The following is a 26,960-nucleotide window of genomic DNA, read 5'->3' as shown; positions in this document are numbered from 1 at the left end:
AATATCCATTTCTGCGGTTTGTCCCCTCCTTTTCCTGTCGGTCATTACTCTCATAACCCAGATGATCTTTCATTTCTCCCTGAAGCATTGATTCAAACATAGGGCCGAAGATATCTTTCAAAGCATCCTGCATGTCTCCGACGTTTTCCGGTTGGTACTGATTCAGTATTGCCTGTACCAGTGCATCTTTTTTAGGGTCACGTTTTCTTCTTGCCATAGTAGTTCTATCCTTCCTTTTCTCTGTTGTTTAGTTTAACATATCCTGACAAAAAAACAGAGTGTGAAGTTCATTTTGAACTTACACACTCTATCTTACACTCCCTCGTTAAGAGTAATTTCAAAGCCGATTTATCCCGCCAATCTTCCATCCATAATCTTATATAACGCAGCTAATATCAAAAGGACCGCACCTAAGATTACTACATGTACTTCAAAAACTCTCTGTGTAAAAAGCACCGCTGTAATAATGCAAATCGATAACGCTCCTATGAAAAGCGCATGCATTTGTTTTCCCTTAACAAAGGTTTCGTCAAATGATTTCTTTGTAATTATACCAACAATCACCATTGCTGCCAGAATACACATACAAATGCTGATAATATCACCTGCTGTTACCCAAATATACAGCGAATTATTTTTCAACATTTCTACAGCTCCGAATCCCGCCCAAATGGCGATTAAAATTCCGAAGTACAGACACCCATCTCTCACTGCGTATAAGCATCGTTGCCCCTTGTTCAATTTAGGCACTTCATTTATGATTTGGTCACAAAAAGACTGATAGTCTTCCCCGATAACATCTTTTATTTCAGTGCCTCTTTGCTCTCCATCTATGACCATCTGCAAAATGTCCTGCCGGATAACCTCTTGCTGGTATTCACTGATATTGGCACCTCGAAGATAAACTACAATGTCTGTCATTACAAGTTTACTATCCAGGCTAATTTGTTTTTCTAACTGATTGTTTTTACTTAAAAGAATCTTTACCTTTTTGCTCATCCACAGCACCCCCTTTCATATCATCTAATAAATTCGATACCGCCTGCGATAACTTAATATAGTTAACTGTAAAGTTCTGTAGTTCTTCCATTCCTAAAGAAGTTAAAGAATAATATTTTCTCTTGGGACCGATCTCGGATTGTTTGTATCTTGCCGTAATCATTTTGTTTTTCTCCAGCCGCAGTAATAACGGATATATTGTTCCTTCTGCTATTTTTCCGAATCCATATTCCGCTAATTGCTCGACAATACCATATCCGTAGGTCTCTTGTTTGCTTATGATGGCTAAGATACAACCCTCCAGCGTTCCTTTTAACATTTGTGAGGGAATCATACTTTTTCCTCCTATCACTATCTTGTAATGCAAGGGTTATTCTATATTGTATTGCAAGGTAGATGTTATGTCAAGCAGCTTTTTCAACAAAAAAGCCGATGCACCTTTTGGTGCACCGGCTTGAAAATCTCACTATTTTAATCCAGCGTGGAATCCCTCTCAATAAGCTCGGTTGCATATTGAGAAAAGGTGCAGGGTGAATCAGGGTATTCAATCCGTTCAATAATCTGCCTTGCCGCAGCTCTTCCCAAGTACTCTTTTGGTGTATTTATAGTTGTGAGAGCAGGCACGATGCGCTCTGATGCGGGGATGTTGTCAAAGCCGATAATATTAACATCCCTGGGGATTTTATAGCCTAAAAACTGTAAAGCATACATAATCTGGATGGCGGTCCAGTCATTCCCGCATACAAAAACATCCGGGAGGGAAGAGAGGGACTTCATCATCTCTAAAACTGTTTCAAAATTTCTATAATCTTCATCGGTTTCATGTAAGAAGGAGCAGGTCTTGTCTAATTGAAGCCCATGATTCTTAAGACATAACTCTAATGCTTCATATCTCTCTAAGAATCCATATCCCACATTCCCTGAATACAAGTCTCCAACAAAAGCAAAACGTTTTAACCCTTTCTGAATCAATTTCTCTGTTATCCGGTAGATATTCTTCCGGTTTTCCATTGTAACAATATCGAATTTTCCTAATAAACTATAATAATCTTTTGGCATGTCTACGGTTACAATGGGGAGGTTGTAATGAAGAAGTGCTTTACAAACCGACTTGTAACAGATTTCAACAATGATGATTCCTTTTATTGAGGGGTCATTCAATGCAGCAGGAAACTGTAATTTTTTTAAATCGCTGTCAGACATTGTGGCTATAATTAAACGGTAGTTCGATGAAGACAGGATTTTCTCAATTCCTTTCAATACCTTGCCCCAGAATTCAGAGTCATTTGCCAGTGTCTTAGTTAAAAATAAAATTGACCCTTTACTTGATGAGGGGATTTCTAAACCAATATTTTGTTTTTCGTGTCCATTAAAATAATTCATTTCCTGTGCCTTTTGAAAAACGCGCTGCTGTGTAGATATAGACACTTCTGAACTTCCCTTGAGTGCTTTTGATACTGTATTACGTGATAGCTGTAAGGCGTCTGCGATTTCTTTTATTGTGCATTTCATGATTGCGATCCTCCGTATGTAAATATTGTATCATAAATAGCGATAAAGTAAAGCGTGAAAATTTCCAATGCACGAAATGCACGAATTTGCAGTTTGAATCTATATCTTTTGTACAAAAACGATAATTCAAAGATGTATATTTGTGCAGAATATTTAAAATGTGGTTGAAATCTATTGCTATAAGCATTTTTTAGATGATATTATATATGTAAATAAGCAGTGCTTTTTTATAATTAAATAGTGCATTTGGCGCATGATGCACGAAAGAGGTAAGAAATGAAAAACTTGTTTTACAGACCAGAGAGTGCATGGGTAGGAGATTTGATTCCATATTACGATAATGGAACATATTATGCATTTTACTTGCATGATCCTAGAATCTATAAAGACCAATATGCGGAAGATACAACGTGGCATCTGGCAACTACGAAGGATTTTATAAACGTTAATTATGAAGGTGAAGCAATTAAGCGTGGCGGGGACAATGAGCCTAATAAGAATATTTATACAGGGTCCATAATTAAAGATAAGGATAATGTATATCATGCTTTTTACACAGCATATAACGAGGATTACAAGGTAAACGGTAAAAGTGTACAGGCAGTTATGCAGGCAGTTGGCAGTGATTTGAACCATCTTGAAACAGTGCCGGATTTCATATATAACTCTGACGGCAGTGTATACGAGGAATTTGACTGGAGAGATCCCTATGTGTTCTGGAATGAGGAGGAAGAATGTTATTATATGCTTCTTGCCTCAAGGATAAAAGACGGCGGAGAGTTAAGAGGAGGATGTGTATCTCTTTCTAAATCAAAAGATTTGATGAACTGGGAATATGCAGAGCCATTTTACTATCCGGAAATGTACATTACAATGGAGTGTCCTGAAGTGTTTAAGATGGGAGATTATTGGTATCTTGTATTTTCTACCTTTTCAGACCGGTTTACCACTCATTTCCGCTATTCAAAAAGCCTGAAAGGGCCGTGGATTATACCTGAGGATGATGTTTTTGATACCAGAGCAAATTATGCTATTAAAACGGCATCAGACGGTGAACGGAGATTTGCTTTTGGCTGGATTGCAACTAAAAAGGGTGAGACAGATTTTGGACCGTGGGACTGGGGCGGAACAATGGTGTTCCATGAAATCAGGCAGAAGGACAATTCTCCTGAATTATATGTGACACCTGTAGACGGAATGAAAAATTTCTATAAAAAGGATTGTCCAATAGGCAGCCCTGTAACCTATAATGGTAAATTTAAAGAGCAGGTGTTAGAGAGTGAGACATTAGGGGCGGTACTTTATGATTCACCGGCGGACAGGTTTTCAGTGGAATGTACCTTTGAAGTAATGGAGGGAACAGAGTTTGGAATTGCCCTTCATACCGATGAAGGGATGGAAAAAGGTTATTTTTTAAGGATGAATCCACATAATAACCTTGTGGCATGGGATATGTGGCCGCGTACAAACAAAGGTCATTATCAGTGGCAGATTGCCGGTGACATGCCATATCAGATAGAAACCCAGCGCATACTTCCAAAGACAACTAAGTTTGATATCTTACTTGTTAGGGAAAATGATATTTGCGTATTGTACATTAATAATCAAGCAGCCCTTTCCACCAGAATGTATGACCACAAGGGTGGAAAGCTGGGGATTTATGTGGTACAGGGAAAAGTGAAAGTAAGCAGTTTGGCTGTTAAGGAGTAAGGAAGCCAAGGAAGGGAAGGAATTATGAAGAGAAGAGTTTTAAGTCTAGTATTAGCAGGTGTTATGCTTACATCCCTGCTCGTTGGATGTGGTTCCAACAAAGAAGAGAGTAAAGACGGCGATGTGACGAAAGTCACCTGGTTTACATCAAGACCTGTAGACGGTGCGATAGACCAGACCATGCGCCAGATAGCAGATGAATATAGTAAGGAAAAGGGCGGAAAGTGGGAAATTGAGATTGAAACCACGGCGGACAGGCCATCCTATCTGCAAAAACTCAAGACCTTGATTGCAGGAGGAAATATGCCGGATATTATCGACATTGATGCAGATCCTTATTGCCAGGAACTGGTAGATGCAGGAATGCTCGTAGATGTAAAGCAATTTCTTGAAGATAATGACAGATATGATAAATTTTATCCTATCGCGCTGAAATATCAGGAATTTACCGACGGATCAATGTATACACTGCCCCTGGAATATCACGTTGAAATGACATGGTATAACAAAGAGATATTTGAGAAGTATAACCTGAGCGCACCAAAAACTATGGATGAGTGGTTACAGGTCTGCAAGGTTCTGAAAGAAAATGGAGTTACACCGATTTCTGTGGATGGAATTGACCGCTGGCCTGTACAGAGATATCTGGCAATGATGCCATTTAGAGATGCGGGGAATGATTACATCATTGATTTGAGAGACGGCAAGGAATCTATGGGAAGCGAAACAGGAATGAAAGCAGTGAACTTCTTAAAGGATATGGGCCAGTATTTCAATGACGGGTTTGCAGCTACAGACTATGCAACGGCACAGAATATGTTCCTGGAAGGGAAATCAGCAATGTACTATATTGGCGACTGGGAAATTGCTGCAATGCAGGATTTATATGACCAGGGCAAAATTGACTATTTCTATCTGCCTGCAGTGGAAGGTGCAAAAACAGGTGCGAATGAATTCTGTGTAAATTCTGGAATAGGAATGGCGTTCAATGCTGAAACGTTTGATGAAAAGACAAAAGACTTTGCATTGTACATCATCGATAATTATGCAAAACTCTTTGCTGAAAAACAGCAGATGTCACCAATTAAAACAGAACTTCCTGAAGATGTAGAATTTTCAGATTTATACCTGAGAATCAGAGAGGACATGGAAGGCACCGGGGAACATTTCCTGAAACCCTGGGATACGTATCTTGATGCGGACACAAATACAATCATGCAGGATAATATGCTCCTGCTTGCCAGCGGAGACATGAGTGCAGATGAGTTTGTGAAGCTGGTAGATGACTCTATCGCAGCAAATAAGAAAGATTAATTCTAAATCTCCAGGGAGAAGTCATCTTCCTGGAGATTTATGAAGGCGTAAGATGCGAAAGGAATGGATATAAATATGGGTATCATTCAAAATAAAAAAGCCTATGCAGTTTTTTTGCTGCCGGCGTTAATATTCTACATTTTTGCGGTTTTTTACCCGATTGAAGAATCAATCCGGTTAAGTTTTATGAAATGGAACGGTATTGGCGCACCTAAATTTGTTGGTTTGGAAAACTATGCTGCTATGTTTAAAGATAAAGTCTTTTACACAGCGCTTATAAATAACCTTGTTTATCTGGTAATTGTAGTCGTAATACAGCTTTCCGTAGGTTTGCTGTTTGCCATACTGCTTACCTACATGAAAAAAAGAGTAACTTTGGTGAAAACCTTATACTATATACCTTGTATTGTTACAACAGTTGCTATTGCCCAATTGTTCCGCAGTATTTATTCCACAGAACCACTGGGGCTTCTGAATCAGTTTCTGGCAGGGGTAGGATTAGAACATGCGGCAACTTCCTGGCTTGCCAATGTAAAAACTGTTTTGGCTGCAGTTTCGGTACCGGAAGGATGGCGCTTTATCGGAATGTACATGGTAATCTTTTATGCAGCGCTGGTATCTTTAGACCCGTCCGTTTACGAAGCTGCAAAAATCGACGGTGCCTCAGAGCTTCAGATTCTTTTCAAAATAAAAATACCACTGATCAAAGAAATTTTGCTTCTTACTTTAACCATGTGCTTAACGGGAGCATTAAGGGGATTTGATATACCGTTCCTGCTGACGGCAGGCGGGCCCGGAAATGCAAGTGAAATGATGTCCACATACATGTATAAGAAGGCGTTTTCAAGCAACCAGTACGGATATGGAAGTGCGCTGGCTGTATTTATTATTATTGAAAGTATTATTGTTGTTTATCTTTTACGAAAAGCATTTACTACAAGGGAAGACCGTGAAATAAAACAGATGGAGAAAGTACAAAGAAAGCAAAGGAGAAATGGAAAATGAAAAAGAAAACTCTAAAAGTAATTTTTGCCATAGTCATACTTGCATTTCTTTTTATACAGGTTTACCCGGTTTTGTGGCTGTTTATATCAAGTGTACGTCCATCCGCCGAGCTGGCAACAAAACCATTTTCTCTGCCAACCAGCCTTACTTTCCAGAATTTTGCGAAAGTATGGTCTGACGGAAAAATACTGGGCTATATGTGGAACAGCTTTAAGGTGACGGCAATATCTCTGATACTTATAGTATTTCTTAGCGCTACGGCGGGCTTTGCTTTATCAAAGTTTAAGATGAGATTTAATAAGGCGGTCTATAGCTTTTTTACATTTGGAATTATGGTACCTGTACAGATAACGCTGATTCCGCTTTTTATCTTTTATAGTAAAACTGGTGTATTAAACACGAGTATGTCAATGGTATTGCCCCAGGTTGGATTTGCATTACCGTTATCTGTCATGATGTTTGTAAGTTTTTATAGCTTTGTGCCAAATGAATTGATTGAGGCGGCTGTTATGGATGGATGCACACCTTACGGTATTTTTGTAAAAATTGTATTTCCGCTGGCGAGAAATACGGTGATAACAATAGCTTCCATGTACAGTATTTTGATTTGGAATGACTTTATTTTTGCAAATACATTTATCAGTGATTCCAAGGCAAAAACAGTAGCAATGGGGCTGAAGGATTATGTGGGAGCCTTTGGAAATATCGACTGGGGCTCAACATTTGCAGCGATTACAATTTCAATTTTGCCGCCCATGATTATATATTTTGCATTAAATAAGTGGGTGACATCCGGTATGACTATGGGAGCGACGAAAGGATAAAAGGTGTACGTATGTTGTTGGGAGGATTGAGCGGGCTTCCCTTTTTAACGGAAGGGGCAAGCAGGGCGATAAATGCAGAAAACCCTACAGGGGCGAAAGGGAAGGGGGCAATGTCTTCCAGTGTATTGGGAAAGGGAAGAAAAGGCAGCCCATGTTTGAAGGATATAAAAAGTGGTGAGACTGTGACCTTGGCTGATGTGGAAGGTGCAGGAGTTATCACTCACATCTGGATGACTGTAACAAATCAGACAACTCCGGCAAACCGGTATGTTCTGCGTGACCTGGTTCTCAGAATGTACTGGGATGAGGAGGCGGAACCCTCTGTGGAGGTTCCGTTAGGGGATTTTTTCTGCTGTGGTTTTGGGGAAGAGTGTATGGTAAATTCATTGCCAATCGTAGTGCTGCCCCAAAGAGGGTTTAACTCCTATTTTAAAATGCCATTTCAAAAAAGAGCTAAAATCACCTTGGAAAACCAGCATGAAAACACAATTTCGGAATTTTTCTATCAGATAGATTACTGCCTGTATGATGATCTGCCCAATGAGACAAAGTATTTTCATGCAAGGTGGAACAGAAATCCCTATACGGAATATGGTGTGGACTATGAAATTGCTGGCACGATTGAGGGAAAAGGATATTATATAGGGACCTATTATGCAATATCTTCTCTGGAGCGGTACTGGTGGGGGGAGGGCGAGGTGAAGTTTTACATTGACGGTGACCGGGAGTATCCCACAATCAGCAGTACAGGCTTAGAAGATTATTTTGGAGGCTCATGGAGCTTTGCAAATTTCGATAGCGGCAGAATGCAGGAAACAACTTTCAACAGTGCATATCTGGGATATCCCTTTTATTCAAAGAGTGATAAATATGTAACCAGCCCTTACCACAATGATGACGTGCCCCCTATGAGAGGGTTATACCGCTGGCACTTAGAGGACCCCATCTTCTTTCAGGAAAACTTAAAGGTAACCTCACAGCAGATAGGTTCTTATCATGGCGGCTTATTTGAGCGGCAGGATGATATATCCAGTGCTGCATACTGGTATCAAAGTGAGCCCCATAAGAAATATGGTGAGCTGCCGGAGAGTAAAAAAAGGCGGCCAAGATAAATATAGCAGTGGAGATGATCATGTCTAAAACAATAATGAAAGAAAATATAGAAAAGGCACAAGTGGAAATAGAGGCTAAAGAGAGTGCTGTTAAAAACGGAAGAATGCGGCAGGATTTTCATTTTATGCCTCAGACAGGATGGCTGAATGACCCAAATGGACTTGTTTATTATAAAGGACAGTATCACTATTTTTATCAATTTTACCCATACGCAGGATTTTGGGGAAGTGTGCATTGGGGACATGCGGTTAGCTCAGACATGCTTCGCTGGAAACACCTGCCCCCTGCATTAGCACCCAGTGAAGCATACGATGACCATTACCTTGGAGGATGTTTTTCCGGAAGTGCAATTGAATATAATGAGAAGCTGTATCTTATGTATACAGGAGTTACAAACAACGGAGACGGACTTGAGCAGTGTCAGTGCATTGCCTGGAGTGAAGATGGAATTAACTTTGAAAAATATGAAGGCAACCCGGTCATTGCCGCTCCGGAAGGCGTACCAAAAGACTTCTTCCGGGACCCGAAGGTGTGGTGCCATAGAGATACCTTTTATATGGTCTGCGGTACAAAAAAGGAGGATAAAGGGCAGGCGCTGCTGTATAAATCAAAGGATATGATTCATTGGGAATACTTTAATGTTCTGGCAGAAAGCCGGGGCGAATGGGGGTATATGTGGGAATGCCCGGATTTTTACCCTCTGGGTGATAAATATGTCCTGATGTTTTCACCCATGGGAGCTCAGGAAAGAAAGTGTGTATACCTGGTGGGTGATTTTGACTATCGGACGGGAAAGTTCTTTTACAATATTTCAGGAGAAATTGATTGGGGACTGGATTACTACGCCCCGCAATCCTTTTTGGCTCCTGATGGCAGAAGAATCATCACCGGATGGGCAAATGGCTGGGAATGGATGCCGCACTGGAAGGACTGGGGACCGATGTATCGAGAAGGATGGTCTGGTTTTTTTGCATTGCCCCGGGAAGTGATATTATTAGAAGATAATACATTGAGTTTTAAGCCAATCCATGAACTTGAGCAATTACGCTCAGACCCTGGGACAGAAAATAATCTGCTTATTGGTGAAGGGAAATATCAAGTTAAGAATACAGGCTGCAGCTGTGAAATCAAGATGCTGATAAATCTGGAAAAAACAACAAGCCGAAAGGTCAAACTGGAGCTTAGAGAGAATAATACAAGGAAAGCGGTGGTTCTCTTTGATTTTCAGAAGGCAGAGATGTGTTTTGACAGAACCTGTGCAGATGGATGGAGTACAGGGATTGCGAGAAGTGAGATAAATTTAAAGAACAAGCAGTACTTAGATATTCATATTTTTATAGACCGAAGTTCTATAGAAGTTTTTAGCAATAATTATCAGAACAACATGACGTGTAATGTGTTTTCGGATGAGACACAGACGAATAATTATATCGTGCCGGAGAACGGCGAACTATACATAGAAAAATTGGAAACGTGGAACATTGAGAATGTCCTGAAAGTCATGAAATGACTTGAGGGGCATTTTTTTATATGCTCCAGATCCCCATCTTTCATTAGAGCACCAGAGTGGAATGAATCTGAAAATTGTATTTATTTTCCTATTTGGGGAGAATATAGGCTTTGTATTTTCTGAACAGAGAAAATATTCAAAAGATATTTTCTTATACATTCAAGCAGTTTTTTGGACAAACATATATAATTAGAACAATTATATAAAGTTAACAGTTAATTTCTATATCTTTTAGATATTTCGATAGATAAGAAGATTTATAACAAGTAGGGTGATATAGGTTGCTCTCATAAAAAAATATAATTACATTCGACAAATAAACATAGTAATAAAAACTTAACATTTACTATGTTTTTATTATACAAAAACACAAAGAAAGAGGAGGAGAGGAAAATGAAAAAAATCAGAAAAAAAGTGATTTCTTTGGCAATAGCACTCGCCCTGGTCATTTCTCCCGTTTTCGCTGCAACTACCTCTTATGCAGAAGGTGAATCCAGCGTAAACCAGACCGAATCAAGTACGGGAATACCGTCTTCAAGCGAGAGTGAATCGCCAGAACAAGGGGGATCTGACACGCCGGATAATAGCGTGCCGGAGAGCGGTACACCAGACAGTATTGTACCCGACGTCAGCACACCGGAGAGTAGTGTGCCTGACAGCAGCACGCCAGATGGCGGTACATTAGATACGGGGCGGTCAGGTTTATCCGGTATCGGGCCCATGTCCATTGGAACCCCCAGCCTGATTAACCCTCAGCCGGAAATAAGAAGCGGCATGGATACTGATGGGAACCTGAAACACGATGTACCCGTTGAAGTAAGGATTACCTTCGGAGTTCCTGTAGCAGGTGATGGGGGGACTCATTACTATGAAAAAAATGACACTGTTACGCTGCCCCTGAGTGAGAATTTTAAATTTGATCCTGTTCCAGGCGGGCGGATTGACCTTAGGGATTCTGATAACCGTTTGGTCGGCCATGTCACGCTGCAAAATAATAGTGTTACCGGTAATGCAGAAGCCTACATAGAATTTGATGGAGATGATGCCGTTTTTAACGGGACATTCCAGAATGTTTTAGCTGAATTTGATGCGACATTAAAGTTCAATGGCACCTCAATTGATAATGGTGACGGGACTAACACTGTCCGTATTCTGGAAAAGGACTTCAAGATTTTGGTGCCCGGTGATACCATAGAGGTGTCGGTTGCCAAAGCCTCTGGCACAGTTGATGTAGTAAACGGGACCATTGAATGGACTGTTACGGTAGATGCATTAAATGACAAAGATCCCCGTGAGCATATCGATTTGGGGGGCTATGAGTTTGTGGATGAATTGACAGGCGGGGGAACGTATGTCGGAGGAACGGCTGCAATCTCACCGTGGGGAGGTCCTTTTACCCCATCCTGGGCAGACGGCGATTCCGCATTGCAATACACATTCCCTTCTGGGGTGCAAGGTCCCCAGACCATTACCTTCAAAACAAAAATACCTGATGATGTATTAACCAATGGCGGAACAGTTGCTAATACAGCAAAACTGACAAAAGATACACAGGAGTTTCCTTCCAATACAGTGACGGTAACTGTTCCTGGGCCCAAATTTACAAAAACCGGCGTGGCGGGTAATGAAGGCTCTGCCGGCAGCTACAACCCTACTGACCGTACCATCACCTGGTATGTGAATGTGGACAGCGGCGGAAGAAACTTTAATGATTTGGAAATCGTTGACCCGCTGGATTCGGATTTGACCGTTGATTCGGCTGTATGGCAAACATATACAGGGCCTTTGCCTGCGGCTCCCGCGGATTTGGCGAATGATGTCAACTGGACAGATTCGGCTGCGACATGGAGCGGTGCCCCGGCTAATGGGGAATATACAATAGGTGACTTCAACGGAATCGGACGACTGAAAATTGTTTCAATTGTACCAAACCCGGCTGATGGTATTTCGGTAGGAATAACGAGATACAATAACAGGGCTGCTGTAAACTGGGAAAGTGATGGCGGCACGCCTGGAACCGGTACAACAAGCGAAATCGGTGTGGGTGTCGGTTACAATACCATTACTAAAAGTGCAGGAACAGCGGATACATCCACAAAGCAGATTCCCTGGACCATTAATGTGGATTTGCAGGGACAGTCCGCACCAGATCTTGCAGTTTATGATTTGATTATCCATGATAAAAACACAAGTGACAGCGTCATCACGGGCGCTGCGGGCTGGCCGGCAGGTCTTACCATTGGCAGTACCGGTGTACACCGCAATAACGGTCAAAAATATGTTTCAGGAACAGCAACTGGCAGTAGTGGCCTTACTGTGACTCCCATTGAATTATATGATGGAGGCGACCATATCGGCACACTGATTCAGACGACCGGTTTAAGTAATAGTGCAGTCAATACTATCAATTTCACGACACAGGTGTTAGATCCCGATATTTTGGCAGGGAATGGTTCAACATCAAACCAAACCAAAGTAAATAACACTGTCACCTTGCATACAGGAACAAAGCGTCTCGGTGCGGCCAGTGCTAACGCAGATTTCCCCAACCAGGTTCTTTCGAAAGAAATGCTGCACCGCAATCAGGTGGGCGTTGACCACGAAACAGGAACCAGTGCCATCGATGCCAATAACAGAACTATCAACGCTGCTGATGGATTCCACTACGGTTATAAGGAAGCAATATTCAGGCTCAACGTTAACGCGATGGGCATAGATTTTACAAGTGTGGAAACCAATCTTTCCGGTGGTTTTGGTCCGGTCACTATCACGGATACCTTGCCTGCCGGCTGGGAGTTTGCTAAGTTTGAAGATGGACAAGATTTTCTGATTTATGAAGGTGGAACGTTGAATACAGGTTCAGGCTATCCAGGTCAAGGCTCCCTGCAGACTACTGGCTCTGCCTTGAATCCATCCACTATTGATGGTGGACTTACCTCGAATTTCACGACGGGAGATCCGCAGACTGCTACCTTTACCTTCAACGGACTTAATAAACCTTATGTGATTCTGGTAAAGGCAAAACCCACAAACGATAAGCTAGAGGAATATCTTGTGGGGGCAAATACAAGGAACGAAACAAACACTCTGAGCATTCACTCGGCAAACTGGACGCCGGGGAAACAGGTGACCCGGGATATCCAGGTTAATAGTACAGTGCTGAAGAAAACACTCAATATAAATGCTACTGAAGGTATTGCTGAGTGGACGGTGGATTATACACCGCTGGACAGAGCAGTGGATACCGGGCTTGAGGATACCTTGCCTCCAGGCATTGACCTGCGGACTGATTCTCATGGTCAGCTGATATGGACAGACAGTGCATTTGCAAGAAATATCAATGTCCGGGAACTGGTGCGTAATGCAGATGGTACCTACACGCCAGGAGCCGAACTGGCACTGCCTGAAATACAAAACAGAGTTACCTATGATGCTGCTGAGCGCAAGCTCACCTTTATGTTCCCTGATAATACCAAGGCATACAGGTTGACATATATCACAGATATTACCGGTGCACCTGGACGAGTAGACAATAGCGTCAAATTAATTAACAAAACCGGTACCGGAACCGAGAGCAGCGATGGCTTTGAGGTTCTTGCAGCTCATGGGCGAGCATCCATGTCCCGCAGTGGCTTTGTGTTATTGCGAAAGACAGCAAGTGATGGGACCACAGTGCTTTCAGGTGCAAAGTTTACCCTGTATAATACGAATCCTGACGGTTCAAAAGCTGCTGTGAGGGCAGAAAAGACTACCGATTCAAGTGGAGAGATTGCTTTCTATGGTCTCGCACCTGGTGAATATGTCCTGGAAGAAACACAGTCTCCCACTGGATACCAGAGCAACCCGATTGTTTATAAAGTTCTGGTAGGGGATGACCGTAATGTTACGATTGATAAACTTATTAATCCAGCAAGCGGTAATGATCCATTTATTGTAAAGAACTACCTTGATACTGAAAGTTTGGGCGGACTTACTCTTAGCAAGACTGTAGCAGGCAATGCCGGCAATACAGACGAGGAGTTTACGTTTACTGTAGACCTTACCAGGCCGAATGGTTTGCCTGACGATGGGACCTATTCCTACAATGGGAACGGTGTTCCGGACGGCACCATCACAAGCGGAGGAACTGTAAAATTAAAAGATGGACAAAGTATTGAAATAATTAATCTTCTGGAAGGCACTGGCTATACAATTACCGAGCAGGAGGCCAACCAGAACGGATATATCAGCGTTGGAGAGGGCAGAGTTGGAACCATTTCTGAAAATGTAGTCACCACTGTTGAATTTACCAATACCAGGAACATTGGCCAGTTGAACATACTTAAATTAGTGGAAGGTAATGCTGGTGATACAACGAAAGAATTTACCTTTGAAGTCAACTTTACCCTTCCCGGTGGAGGAAACGATAACTCATCCTATCTTTACATAGGCACTGGTATTGCAGATGGTACAATCTCCAGTGGAGATACCATTGAATTGTCTCATGGACAGGCCATTACCATTCAGGATCTGCCTACTGGTACAGGCTTTACGGTTACTGAGCAAGAAGCCAATCAAGATGGTTATATTACGTCTGCCGAAGGGGATACAGGAACAATCGCTATTGGTGAACCACAAACGGCGGTATTCACCAACACTAAAAATCTGGGCACCTTAAATATCAGCAAGACAGTGGCAGGTAACGCCGGCGAAACCAACAAGAAATTCACCTTCGCTGTAAGCCTGACTACGCCTGATGGTGACGAAGACACAGAAAGCTATCCTTACACAGGAGTTGGTGTACCAGATGGAACCATTGCTAGCGGCGATACCATTAAACTGGCTCATGGACAAAGCATCACCATTAGAGATCTGCCCATTGGAACCGAATACACTGTGACTGAATCAGAAGCCAACAAAGATGGTTACGCTACTACTGTAACGGGTGGTACAGGTACGATTACAGTGAGTGAGTCTGCCACATTTGCCCGTTTTACAAATACGAAGGACAGTTCAACTCCAACCCCGGGGAAAGGGGACCCAAAAACGCCGACAAAAGAGACAACGAAAAAACCAACACGCAAATCAGGAATTTTCCCTAAAACTGGCGATTCCCTTGACATCGGTGCACTTGGACTCGGAACCATTTCCATAGCTCTAATTGTTCTTCTTGCAGGTATTAATTTGTACAAACGCAAGAGAATAAATCGAGACAAATAGTAATAATAATTAAAAACCGGTCCGAAGCGGCAATATCCAGGCTTCGGGCCGGTTTAATCTGTTACGGGAAGAATTCTTGTTCCAAATTTATGTATCTCCATATTCGAAGAGTGAAAATGATTTGCGGATAAGCCATCCATAAAATACTATGGGGTGGCTTTTTTATATATTTGAAAGTTTTTTCGAATACATAAAAACTGCACAATAAAAATTCAAAAACATATAAAATAGACAAAAAACACAGTGGATTGTTATTTTGTTAACGTTATTTTGTACAAAATAAAAGAGACAAGAGGATAAAAAATTGTTGACAAAGACAAAGTAATATTATAACATAAGTACATAGCATCATAAAAACGTAATGAATAAAGGAGGAAAGGTTTTATGAAGAAAAAGTTGTTGAGTGTATTATTGTGTACTGCAATGGTAGCAGCAATGCTGGCTGGCTGCGGCGGAAAAAAAGGAAGTGATGAAGGTTCTTCTGATTCTGCGGAGAGTAAAGATGCAGACAGCAAGCTAAAAATCGGTATTGCCATGAAGACACAGGATGGTCCTTACTTTGTTACACTAACTAAGGCTGTTCAGGAAAAATGTGCGGAAATAGGCCTGGTAGAAAAGGCAAGTGATGTAGTGGTGCTGAATGCTGATATGGATGTGGCAAAACAGTCTGAAAATTTTGAGACATTTATCTCTCAGAAATATGACTTGATTTTTGTTGACTGTATTGATCCGGACAACGTAATTGCTGATGAGAAGGCGGCATATGACGCTGGAATTCCAGTTATTAATATTGACTCCGGTGTCAATGACGGAAGCTATAGTGTAACAACAGTATACTCAAACAATGAGCAGAACGGACGTATGTGTGGATTATCGTTTGCAGAGTCTATGGGCGATGAAGAAATTTACAGCATCATGTTATCCGGAGAAAAAGGAAATGTTGCTGGAACAGAGAGACGCCAGGGGCTTATCTGCGGTATTCTGGAACAAAGATTGGGAATCACAGAGGAAGAGGCTTGGAAATTAACAAAAGAAGCTGATGATGAGCTGCTGAGCAAAGGTTCCTATACAAATGAGGAAGCGAAGTTTACAATTGCCGGACAAGGCTGGGGCAACTGGACTGTGAATGATATTCTGAACGATGCAAATGACCTTGTTGTTAAGACAAAAGATAAGCTGAACACAATGTTTGGTGAGAACGACCAGATGCTGTTCGGTGGAATGCAGGCAGCTGATGATGCAGGGCTGACAGGCATCCATTATGTAGCGGCAGCAGACGGTGCGAAAGAAGCTTATGATTACATAAACGGAACAACAACAAGCAAGTCAGGTGAATACTATTGTACAGGCGAAAACTCTCCGGTACAGGTAGCTATTACAGCAACGAATATTGCAAAAGAAATCCTGGTAGACGGCGCTGATCCGGATAGCTATGACGAAGTTACAATGACAGAAGCTATCGCTGTAACAAAGGACAATGTTGACGAGCGTTATGAATTTGGTTTCTAAAACGGTTATGAGGTCCTCCTTTAACGAGGAGGACTTTTTAATGTGATAGGAAATTGGCCACTAAAGCGGCCGCGCTTCGGCGCATGAGCCTGGCTTGCCAGACTCGTTGCTTAGTAATAGAAAATGATAAAGCATAAAAATATGGAGGTGAGTGCATGGAAGGGCAGTACAGACTTGAAATGGAAAATATCACAAAGCATTTTGGAGGTGTAAAGGCTCTTACAGACGTTTCTTTGAGGATTGAACCAGGTGAGATTCACGCACTGATTGGTGAGAACGGTGCGGGGAAGTCAACTCTCATGAAAGTTCTGTCAGGAGCGTATCAAAGAGATAGCGGACAGATATTTATTGATGGCAAAGAGGTAAAAATTACAAATCCCAAGGAATCTAAAGATTTGGGGATTGCTATTATTTATCAGGAATTCATGCTCGCGCCGGATTTAACTGTTGCAGAAAATATTTTTATTGATAAGCTTTCGGCAGGAAAGGGAGTCATTAACTGGAAAAAACTTCGGGCAGATGCAAAAGCACAGCTTGAAAAACTAGGATTTGGCGATATTAACCCAAATGCTAAGTGCGGAAGTTTAAGTGTGGCATATCAGCAGGTGGTTGAAATTTGCAAATGTCTTACAAGAGATGCGAAAATATTAGTTTTCGATGAACCGACAGCCGTTTTGACGTTCTCGGAGATTGAAAAACTATTTGAAGTTATAAATAAGCTGAAAGAGCAGGGTGTAAGTATTATATACATCTCTCACCGTTTAGAGGAGATTTTTCAGTTAAGCCAGCATATTACGGTTCTGAAGGATGGTACATATGTGGACACAATTGAAACGGCAGGCTTTGACAAGCAAAGATTAGTAAATCTGATGGTTGGACGTGAGATGACAGATATGTTTCCAAAGCGAAATGCAAAGATCGGGGAAACTGTTCTGAAGGTAGAAGACCTGTATGCAGGTAAAATGGTTCAAGGCGTAAGCTTCGAAGTAAAAGCTGGAGAGGTGCTTGGTTTCAATGGACTGGTTGGAGCGGGAAGAACCGAAACAATGAGAGCTGTTTTTGGCGCTGATAAGAGAGAGTCGGGGAAAGTATATTATTTCGGAAAAGAAGTAAACTGGAAAAGTCCCCGGGCTGCAATTAGGGAAAAGTTCGGCCTGCTTCCGGAGGATAGAAAGAAACAAGGATTGCTGCTGGAACAAAGTATCCGTATGAATACAACCCTTGCCTGTCTGAACAAGATTACAAAATATGGCTGGATTAATCACAGCTACGAAAAGAAATTTGTCAAAGAGATTCTGGCAAGTATTCAGACAAAGTATGGGAATACGGAAGACAATGCAAACAGCCTTTCCGGCGGCAATCAACAAAAGATTGCACTTGCAAAATGGATTGCAGCAGACTGTAAATGTGTTGTGTTTGATGAGCCTACCCGTGGTGTTGATGTAGGCGCAAAGACGGAAATCTATAAAGTAATTAATACGCTTGCGGAGAATGGCATGGCGGTAATTATGATTTCATCAGAAATGCCGGAGATTATAGGCATGTGTGACCGGGCTGTAATTATGCGTAATGGAAAAGTTTCAGGCGAGGTTAGAAAAGACGAGTTATCAGAAAATATAATGATTCAGATGGCAATGGGGGTTTAATTATGGAAAAGAGAAAAATAAATGTAAAAGACTTTTTGATAGACAATAACACATATGTCATTTTTCTGATATTGTTTATTGCCTGTGCGCTGTTATCCAGTACATTTCTGGAGCCTGTCAACCTAATGAATATTTGTCTTCAGCAATCAGGTCCCATTCTTGTTGCACTAGGAATGCTGTTTGTTATTTTGACAGGAGGGATTGACCTTTCTGTAGGGGCGGTTACCGCATTGTCTTCCTGCTGTGCCTATGTATTGATGAGAGACCATGGACAGGGGCTGGGAGTTGCATTTATTGTGGCGATTCTGGTAGGTCTTGCTATGGGATTCTTGAATGGGGTTCTTGTGGCCTATGGAAAAATGCAGGGATTCGTAACTACACTGGCAACTTTGTCTATCGGAAATGGCGCGGCCCTGATTGTCTCCCAGGGTGCACCGGTACGTAACTCCAATATTGCGGCTGTCGGCGCAATGGCAAGTAAAGATTATGGATATCCAATCGTTATTGGATGTGTGATTATCGTTGTGATTATGGCAATTATCCAGAAATATACATCTTATGGACGTATTGTAATTGCCTGTGGTTCGAACAAAACTGCAGTACAGTTAGCTGGTATTAATGTAAGAAGGTATGTTTGTTCCTGTTACATGGTTTCCGGGCTTCTTGCTTCTATTGCCGGTATGTTTATCGCATCCAGGACACAGACCGCAGCGTCAACTCTTGGAAAAGGCGGAGAGCTTGATGCGATTGCAGCATGTGTTATCGGCGGAGCCAGTCTGGCAGGCGGAAAAGGGAATGTAATAAAAACAGTAATTGGTGCATTGATAATTGCGCTGATTAGTAACATTATGAACCTGAAAGGTGTTCCTGCATACCCACAGGAAATTGTAAAGGGATGTATTATTATAGCAGCGGTATTGCTTCAGATTGCTACAGATAGAGCGGAGAGTGCTGTATAGTAGTAATATAAGAAAGAATAAGAAGGTGGAAAGATTGTTACTGCAGTCTTCCCACCTTTTCATTTAAGTTATCATGATTAAAAGTATTGTATTAAACATGCTGTCGTAAACTGTCAAATGGTTCTCCTTGCTTTCTATCACTCGTTGTGCTAACATAGTGCTAGAAGTGATAGAAACTGATAGAAAGGGTGATATTATGAGGCTGCATGAAAATGAAACGGTTGAATTGAAAGAAATTTATACACCTGATTTAAAAAAAGAAATTGTTGCCTTTGCAAATACCAATGGCGGCATAATCTATATTGGCGTACATGATAGCGGGGAGATTATTGGTCTCGATAATGCTGACTTTGTAATGCAGCAGATATCAAATTCTTTAAGAGATGGTATCCGCCCTGATGTTACCATGTTTACTAATATTGAGTTATTACAAGAAGAAAATAAGTTTTTTATTAAATTAACTGTTAGTCAAGGTACAAAAAGACCTTACTACCTATCGGATAAGGGGCTTAAACCAACAGGCGTATATATTAGGAGCGGAACAACATCTGCCCCGGCGTCTGAAGATGCCATCCGCATGATGATAAAAATTACAGATGGTGATTCATTTGAGGCAAATCGGTCTCTGGTTCAAGAGTTGACCTTTAACAAGCTGGATGAGGAATTACAAAAAAGAGGTTTAGAATTTACGGAAGTTCAAATGAAAAATTTAGGTATTCTTTCTTCTGATGATATTTATACAAATATGGGGCTGCTTGTTTCAGACCAATGCAAACATTCTATTAAATTTGCAATTTTTCAGGGCACAGATAAGTTAGTTTTTAGGAATAGAAAAGAATTTACTGGTTCCATATTTGCCCAGCTTACAGATGCCTATAAAACCATTGACTTTTATAATGGTACAAAAGCGGCCTTCCATGACTTACTGCGTACTGATGAGAGGGACTATCCGGAAGATGCTGTTCGTGAAGCTTTGTTGAATGCGATTGTTCATAGGGATTATTCATTTAGCGGCAGCACATTTATAAATCTTTATTCGGACCGTTTAGAGATTATCTCCTTAGGCGGGTTGGTACCTGGGTTATCATTAGAGGCTGCTATGCTGGGAGCATCTCAACCAAGAAACGAAAAGTTAGCAAATCTATTTTATAGAATGAAACTAATTGAGGCATACGGAACGGGTATTAGCAAGATAATTAGCTGCTACAAAGGGTTAGCAGTGCATCCTAAGTTTGAAAATGTAGAAGGTGCATTTCAAGTAATTCTGCCAAACATACATGCACAAGAGTTAAGAGCAGAAGATGAGAAGTACTTACCGATACTCAGACTATTCGAAAAGCAAAAAGAAATCACTCGCAGTGGTATTGAAGAAGCTTTGGGGATTGGTACTACTCATGCAATTAATATGCTCAAAGAAATGCTTGATAAAGATTTGATTAGTAAGGTTGGAAATGGCAGGCTAACAAGATATATGGCAAAGTAAACAATAAAATTATTGTGTTAAACATACTGGACAAAGTTTTATGTTGATGATAGAATATAATGTAATAACATTACTACAAAAAGTGGATGAATAGGAGGCATATTACATGAAAACAGTGATTTTAGACAAGGACGGAACGCTATCTGTCCAGGAGATTCCAAAACCGAAATATGGGCCAAAGCAGGCTTTGACGAAAACCATTGCCAACGGTATCTGCGGGACGGATATTCACCTTATGAAAAAGGTATTCAAGGGAATTACTGAAGATATGTATCCCACAATGCTTGGACATGAAAATGTTGGAGAGGTTGTTGAGGTGGGGGAGGAAGTAAAGGGGCTGAAAGTGGGAGATAAGGTACTGCTCCCATTTGTAGATGCAGATCCGGAACATCTGGGGCCTTATGGGTCAGCCTGGGGGGCCTTGAGTGAGTATGGCGTTGTTACAGATGCGGCTGCATTTGCAGAAGGGGAAGCACCGGACCTCGCAAAGGCGCAGTGTATTATTCCAGAAGATATTGACCCGGTTGATGCGGTTATGTTAATTACTTTTGGGGAAGTATTGAGCAGTGTAAAATATTTTGGCATCAAAAAGGATAAACCAGTTGTGGTATTTGGATGTGGGCCGGTAGGTCTTACCTTTATCAAAATGTGCAAATTAACTGGAGCCAACCCTGTAATTGCAATCGCAAGGAATGAAGCAAAAAGACAGAATGCACTGGATGGGGGTGCAGATATTGCCCTAAACAGCAATGAATGCGATATTACAAAGGAAATTCGTACTTTATTCCCGGAAGGTGTTCCTTACGTTGTAGATGCAGTTGGCTCTGAACAAGTCGTTAATGATGCAATGGGGCTTATCTGTGACCGGGGAGAAATCTGCTGCTATGGCGTTCCAAGAAAAGAAGAAATGCACATTGATTTTAGTAAAGCAGATTATAACTGGATAATTAACTTTCAGCAATTCCCCAGAAAAGATGAAGAAGCAGCTGCCCATGATGAAGTGATTCAGTGGATACGGGAAGGCAAGATTAATCTGAAGGACTATATATCTGACTATTTTTCCTTCGAGGATGTAGTGGAAGCATATGATAAAGCGCTGAATAAGGAAGTGCTGAAAAAAGGAATTGTTTTATATAAGTAATCATGCAGTGATGTTTCGATAATAAGCACAGTGTTTGACTGGAGGAAATGAAATGCAAATACCAAAATTATTGACGTTATTGCCTGAGGAGTATGCGGTTACTCCTGATGGTATGGAAATTGATTCTTATGGAAATCTGGTTCTGGCCTGCCCTAATTTTGCTGACATGTCAAAACCCAGCTGCATATGTGTAATTGATAAGGACCTGAATGTAAGAAAGTGGTTTGATGTGCCGCTGAATGAGAAAACCCAGGAGGCAAGAGCTATGGGTCTGGCGTTTGGACCGGACTGGGACCTTTACATTGTAGATAACCAGGGATGGGGCGGAGATCCGACCTTGGTCAATCAGGGTAGGATTCTGAGGATCCGGCTGGAGGGTGACAAGGTGACGGATGTTACAGTTGTTGCAGAAGGTATGGAACATCCCAACGGGATTCGGATAAAAGGCAGCTACATGTATGTGACACAAAGTACAATGGTGAATGTGAAGTCGGAAAGCGGAAATCTGGTGAGCGGTGTCTACCGGTTCCACCTGGATGACAAAGATATTCATATCAACAATACATTGGAGGACCCTAACCTTTTTGTTTCTTTTGAGACTAAAAATCCTGAGGACCAGTATGGAGTAGATGGAATCGTATTTGATCAGGAGGGAAATCTGTACATAGGAAATTTTGGAGATGGAGAGGTCTTTAAAATCCAGTTTGATGAGGAGGGGAATATAAACAGCAATGAGCTGTTTGCAAAGGACCCGGAAAACCTGCGCTCCACAGACGGCATGATTGCTGATGAAAATGGCAATATATATGTAGCTGATTTTGTTGTGAATGCTATTGCAAAAATAGATAAGCAAGGGAACGTGACCAGAATCGCACAGAGTCCTGACAGCGATGGATTTCGGGGTGAACTGGACCAGCCGGGTGAACCATGTATCTGGGATAATAAGATTGTGGTTTCGTGCTTTGATTGCGTAGTAGGCGGGGACAAATGGAATACGGGGCATGAGCTTCCTGCAACCATGAGTATGCTGGAAATTGAAGATTGTAATTAAGAAACTCTGTGGGTGATACATGCCAGCAAATTGGTTGGGAAGAGGCTGATGGAATCAAGGATTTGCGGGTAAATCTGCGAAAACTCAAGAAGGGTGTGTAACTTGCGCTTTGAAATGAACAATGCTATACTTAAAAAAAATTTAAAATAAAGCGCAGGTAATTATAATGGCAAAAAGACATATAACAAATGCCGAAATGAAAAAAAACAATAGAAATCGTATTTTTAGATATATGTGTAAATATGATAAGATATCGAATCCGGACATTTCGTATGAGCTGAAAATGAGTCTGCCTATGGTGACGCAGAACACAAAGGAACTCATGGAACGGGGGCTGGTTGTCGAAGTGGGAGAATTGGAATCTACAGGTGGCAGGAGGGCGAAAGCCATTTCAGTGGATTTTAATTCCAAATTGGCAATTGGGTTGGGCATTACAAGGAATCACGTAGGACTGGTACTGACGAATCTTGCCGGTGAGGTTCTAAAGTATGACCGCAGCTATCAGCCTTACCAAAATAGCGAAAGTTATTATCATGAGGTTGACAGAAAGCTGGACGCCTTCCTGGAAGAAAGCGGTATGGACCGGAGGAATATACTGGGAATTGGAATATCTTTTCCGGGGATTGTGAACTGCGAAAAGGAAGAGATCACCTATTCACATGTATTGGATCTGGAACATGTGTCATTTGCCTCAGTGAGCCGTTTTTTTTCATATCCCTGCTATTTTTTAAATGATGCCAATGCAGGGGCTTATGCAGAAGGGATTCATCCGGATTCATCGGAGCGGTTCTTCTATTTGTCCCTCAGCAATTCGGTTGGTGGAGCTATATTCAGCCGCGGTGAGCTGATACAGGGAAAAGATTTTCGCTGTGGCGAGGTCGGGCATATGACGGTGGTGGCCGATGGCGCTCCCTGTTACTGTGGAAAGCGGGGATGTTTGGATGCTTACTGCTGTGCGAAACGTTTGTCGGAGCTTACAGACGGAAAACTGGAAGCCTTTTTTGAGGGGCTGGGCCGAGGCGAAGCGGACAAGGTAAAGGTTTGGGACCGATACACCACATACCTCTCAGCTGCAATCAACAATATCTACATGATATTGGATTGTGATATTATTTTAGGCGGTTATGTAGGAGGCTGCATAAACGAGCATATTCGAGATGTCTGGGAAAAGGTGGAGGTGCTTAATACGTTTGGAAAAGATAGTAGTTTTGTGAAACCTTGTACTTATAAAATAGAGGCTGCGGCACTGGGGGCAGCACTGCAGGTAATTGAAATATTTGTAGAAAACGTGTGAAATAAAACAGTATATTAAGAAAGAGATTTCAGGGATGGAATCTCTTTTTTTATTGTTATGGATGTGTGAAAAAGGACTTACAAACTTTTCTAAGTGATATTAACTAAAAACAGATAAACGGATTAGGTAATATTATATAAAAAGATTAAAATATAGAGGGAATATATTGACATATTTTTGGAAAAAGCATATTATAAAAACATAATAAATAGGATTTAGAAAGTGATTATAAAACAATAAAATAAAGGAGGGCAAAATGGATATGAAAAGGTGGACATAATCTTAAAATTGCACAATATTAAAAAAATGTATTTAGGAGGAATTAGGAATATGTATCTCGATGGAATCTTTGGTTTAAAGGGAAAAACGGCGGTTGTAACAGGTGCCGGAAGAGGTATTGGCCAGGTGGCAGCCTGCGGTTTAGCAAAAGCGGGTGCCGAAGTAGTTATTATAAGCAGAAGCGGAGCAGAAGAGACCGTGGATATGATTATCAGGGATGGAGGTAAGGCATATGACCTGAAAGCAGATGTGACAAAAGAGCCGGAAGTAGATGCTGCAGTAGCAGAAATAATAAAAAGTTCCGGCAAGATTGATATTCTATTTAACAATGCAGGCATCTGTATCCATAAGGATACGCTCAGCTCATCTATTGAGGAGTGGAGGAGTGTAATTGATATTAATCTCACTGGAGAATATATCATGGCACGGGCAGTTGGCAGGACGATGATTGAAAATGGAATAAAGGGCAGTATTATCAATATGGCATCCATGTCCGGTACTATTGTGAATATCCCCCAGTGGCAGGCATCCTACAACGTCTCCAAAGCCGGAGTAATACATATGAGCAAATCACTGGCAGCAGAATGGGTGGGGTATGGAATCAGAGTAAATAGTTTAAGTCCCGGGTATATTGCAACACCTATGTCAGAGGATGTGCCGAAGGATTTAAAAAATGCATGGGAACCTTTAATGCCGATGCACCGCATGGGGAAACCAGAAGAGCTGCTTCCGGCAATATTGTACCTGGCAAGCCCGGCAGCCGGGTATACCACAGGAACAGATTTAATTGTAGATGGTGGTTACACGTGTATTTAATTTTGTTAGAGGGTAAAACGATAGTACGCTGTATTTGTTCTTAGTAACTAATATAAGTGTGAGATTTTTGTCGAAATTTTAATAAAATTACAGATATAAGCAATAAAAATTGTTAAAAATATACAAAATACAAGTTGACATTGTAAAGATATTATACTATAATTGTGTTTGTACATAGATACTTAGTAATGTAGATACATAATGACATTTAAAAAGAAAACAAATTATTATTGATGCTAAGTGCTGTGAAAATAAGAAAAAGGAGGGTCTTATATTATGAAGAAAAGAAGACTTACGGCCGCTGTGCTGGCCGGGACTATGGTTGTAGGATTGCTTACGGCATGTACAGATTCGTCAAAGGTATCCTCAACTTCAACAGAGAGTACATCGGATAGCAGCAAGACGGAAAGTACTGACACAGGTGCAGGAATTGCAGATTTTAAGATTGATGCATCACAAATACCTCAGGAAAAACTGGATACCACATTATACGTAGCCTGTTCCATTCGTGGACTTGAAAACCCCTATATAGCAACCATTGCTGATGGGATGGACATGTTTTGTGAATATCTGGACAGCATCGGACAAAAATATGAAAAACAAGTTCTGGATTCAGGCGGTTCAAATGATGTAGAGATTGATAATATGAAACAATTTGCCGCAAAAGCCGGAGGTAATGCAATTGCCTATGCAGATCCCAATGAGTCTGCAATTGCTCCTTCATTAGCGGAGGCTATGGCGGAATCAGGCGGTTATCTGGGTACAGCCTGGAATAAACCGGATGATGTAGGGCCTCAGGACTACGATCCAAACTGGGTAATACATACTTCTGCAGACAATGTGGCTAATGGAAAAGCTACTGCAGAAGCCCTGTTTGATTCCATGGGCGGTAAAGGAAAAATCTTTGTAATAGAAGGCATGCTGGGAAATACAGCATCTAACAGCCGTGTAGAAGGTCTGGAAAAAGCTTTGGAAGAGTATCCGGACATTGAAGTGGCTCATCAGGATACAGGAAACTGGGCAACCAATGAAGCATTAACTTTGGTAGAAACCTGGCTGAATGATACACCGGACGTGGGTGGTATATGGTGTGCAAATGACAATATGGCAACTGGTGCATTACAGGCTCTTGATGCAAAGGGATTAAAAGGAAAAGTTGGTGTAACTGGAATTGATGCAAACCCGGATATTGTGGAAGGGGTTAAAGATGGCAGTGTAATTGCTACTGTTTCCTCCAATGGATATCTCCAGGGCGGATATACTCTGGCTGTTTGTTATGCTGTATGGACGGGGCTTATTACAACAGAAGAACTGCCGGAGAATTATCGTACATTTTTAACACCGGCAATCATGATTACAAAAGATACGGTTGATGATTATGTAACAGAATACGTTGATTCAATACCGGAATATGATTTCTCAGATATCTGGTACTGTAAGGCAGACAAGTAATGCAAAAGCTAGTATGCTGATAAAACGAAGGCGGGGATGGTTACAACATCCCCTTTTGATTCTCGCGAAGGCAACGAGCCAAGTGGATATGTTTACATGTACATCTGGCGGCTGCCCGTGGGGGGCAAAGACCCCGCAGCTCGC

General features: G+C 41.5%; 20 protein-coding genes. 16 read left to right on the top strand and 4 right to left on the bottom strand.

The features are described 5' to 3' along the window. The 4 genes from A8805_RS15670 to A8805_RS15655 all read right to left on the bottom strand — a co-directional run. A partial coding sequence (locus tag A8805_RS15670) for a transposase (RefSeq protein ID WP_181392868.1) occupies nt 1-217 on the bottom strand: 217 nt, incomplete at its 3' end. 131 nt (nt 218-348) lie between these two features. Further along, complete coding sequence (locus A8805_RS15665; RefSeq protein ID WP_109712832.1) at nt 349-999, bottom strand: hypothetical protein; 651 nt, start codon at nt 997-999, stop codon at nt 349-351. Continuing rightward, nucleotides 968-1,333, bottom strand: a complete 366-nt coding sequence (locus A8805_RS15660) for a PadR family transcriptional regulator (protein WP_109712830.1) — start codon at nt 1,331-1,333, stop codon at nt 968-970. The genes A8805_RS15665 and A8805_RS15660 overlap by 32 nt, the downstream gene beginning before the upstream one ends. Nucleotides 1,334-1,470: 137 nt before the next feature. Next, the gene (locus tag A8805_RS15655; protein ID WP_109712828.1) at nt 1,471-2,511 is read right to left on the bottom strand and encodes a LacI family DNA-binding transcriptional regulator; all 1,041 of its coding nucleotides are present in this window, start codon (nt 2,509-2,511) and stop codon (nt 1,471-1,473) included. A 276-nt stretch (nt 2,512-2,787) separates the two neighbouring features. Here A8805_RS15655 and A8805_RS15650 point away from each other — a divergent pair, with 276 nt between their 5' ends. From A8805_RS15650 to A8805_RS15570, 16 genes are all read left to right on the top strand, one after another. After that, a complete protein-coding gene (locus A8805_RS15650; protein WP_109712826.1) occupies nt 2,788-4,221 on the top strand; it encodes a glycoside hydrolase family 32 protein in 1,434 nt (477 codons plus the stop codon). Between the two features lie 24 nt (nt 4,222-4,245). Continuing rightward, a complete protein-coding gene (locus A8805_RS15645) occupies nt 4,246-5,535 on the top strand; it encodes an ABC transporter substrate-binding protein (protein ID WP_109712824.1) in 1,290 nt (429 codons plus the stop codon). A 75-nt stretch (nt 5,536-5,610) separates the two neighbouring features. Then, entirely contained in the window at nt 5,611-6,540 is a 930-nt protein-coding gene (locus A8805_RS15640; protein WP_109712848.1) for a carbohydrate ABC transporter permease, read from the top strand. Further along, entirely contained in the window at nt 6,537-7,364 is an 828-nt protein-coding gene (locus A8805_RS15635) for a carbohydrate ABC transporter permease (RefSeq protein ID WP_109712822.1), read from the top strand. Before A8805_RS15640 ends, A8805_RS15635 begins: the two co-directional genes overlap by 4 nt. 11 nt (nt 7,365-7,375) lie before the next feature. Continuing rightward, the gene (locus tag A8805_RS15630; RefSeq protein WP_109712820.1) at nt 7,376-8,476 is read left to right on the top strand and encodes a glycoside hydrolase family 172 protein; all 1,101 of its coding nucleotides are present in this window, start codon (nt 7,376-7,378) and stop codon (nt 8,474-8,476) included. A 20-nt stretch (nt 8,477-8,496) separates the two neighbouring features. Continuing rightward, nucleotides 8,497-9,987 carry a glycoside hydrolase family 32 protein gene (locus tag A8805_RS15625; protein WP_109712818.1) on the top strand — a complete coding sequence of 497 codons (1,491 nt, stop codon included), beginning with the start codon at nt 8,497-8,499 and terminating at the stop codon, nt 9,985-9,987. A 393-nt stretch (nt 9,988-10,380) separates the two neighbouring features. Beyond that, nucleotides 10,381-15,186, top strand: a complete 4,806-nt coding sequence (locus A8805_RS15615; RefSeq protein WP_109712813.1) for a DUF7601 domain-containing protein — start codon at nt 10,381-10,383, stop codon at nt 15,184-15,186. A 384-nt stretch (nt 15,187-15,570) separates the two neighbouring features. After that, nucleotides 15,571-16,695 carry a substrate-binding domain-containing protein gene (locus A8805_RS15610; protein WP_109712811.1) on the top strand — a complete coding sequence of 375 codons (1,125 nt, stop codon included), beginning with the start codon at nt 15,571-15,573 and terminating at the stop codon, nt 16,693-16,695. A 179-nt stretch (nt 16,696-16,874) separates the two neighbouring features. Continuing rightward, nucleotides 16,875-18,341 (top strand): sugar ABC transporter ATP-binding protein, encoded by a 1,467-nt coding sequence (locus A8805_RS15605; protein ID WP_242992429.1) that lies wholly within the window; start codon nt 16,875-16,877, stop codon nt 18,339-18,341. A gap of 2 nt (nt 18,342-18,343) precedes the next feature. Next, nucleotides 18,344-19,300, top strand: coding sequence for an ABC transporter permease (locus tag A8805_RS15600; protein WP_109712806.1), 957 nt, complete (start codon nt 18,344-18,346; stop codon nt 19,298-19,300). A 196-nt stretch (nt 19,301-19,496) separates the two neighbouring features. Continuing rightward, entirely contained in the window at nt 19,497-20,783 is a 1,287-nt protein-coding gene (locus tag A8805_RS15595) for an RNA-binding domain-containing protein (protein WP_109712804.1), read from the top strand. 106 nt (nt 20,784-20,889) lie between these two features. Then, nucleotides 20,890-21,924, top strand: a complete 1,035-nt coding sequence (locus A8805_RS15590; protein WP_109712802.1) for a zinc-dependent alcohol dehydrogenase — start codon at nt 20,890-20,892, stop codon at nt 21,922-21,924. A gap of 52 nt (nt 21,925-21,976) precedes the next feature. After that, nucleotides 21,977-22,975: an SMP-30/gluconolactonase/LRE family protein gene (locus A8805_RS15585; RefSeq protein ID WP_109712800.1), complete on the top strand. Its 999-nt coding sequence runs from the start codon at nt 21,977-21,979 to the stop codon at nt 22,973-22,975. Between the two features lie 232 nt (nt 22,976-23,207). Beyond that, nucleotides 23,208-24,269: an ROK family protein gene (locus A8805_RS15580; protein ID WP_242992427.1), complete on the top strand. Its 1,062-nt coding sequence runs from the start codon at nt 23,208-23,210 to the stop codon at nt 24,267-24,269. Nucleotides 24,270-24,599: 330 nt separating this feature from the next. Then, the gene (locus A8805_RS15575; RefSeq protein WP_109712796.1) at nt 24,600-25,364 is read left to right on the top strand and encodes an SDR family oxidoreductase; all 765 of its coding nucleotides are present in this window, start codon (nt 24,600-24,602) and stop codon (nt 25,362-25,364) included. A gap of 276 nt (nt 25,365-25,640) precedes the next feature. Beyond that, nucleotides 25,641-26,816: a sugar ABC transporter substrate-binding protein gene (locus tag A8805_RS15570; protein WP_109712794.1), complete on the top strand. Its 1,176-nt coding sequence runs from the start codon at nt 25,641-25,643 to the stop codon at nt 26,814-26,816. Nucleotides 26,817-26,960: the final 144 nt, after the last annotated feature.

The organism is Faecalicatena contorta (assembly GCF_003149105.1).
Taxonomy (GTDB): Bacteria; Bacillota; Clostridia; order Lachnospirales; family Lachnospiraceae; genus Muricomes; species Muricomes contortus_C.
This window is presented reverse-complemented; position numbering and strand designations above follow the sequence as displayed.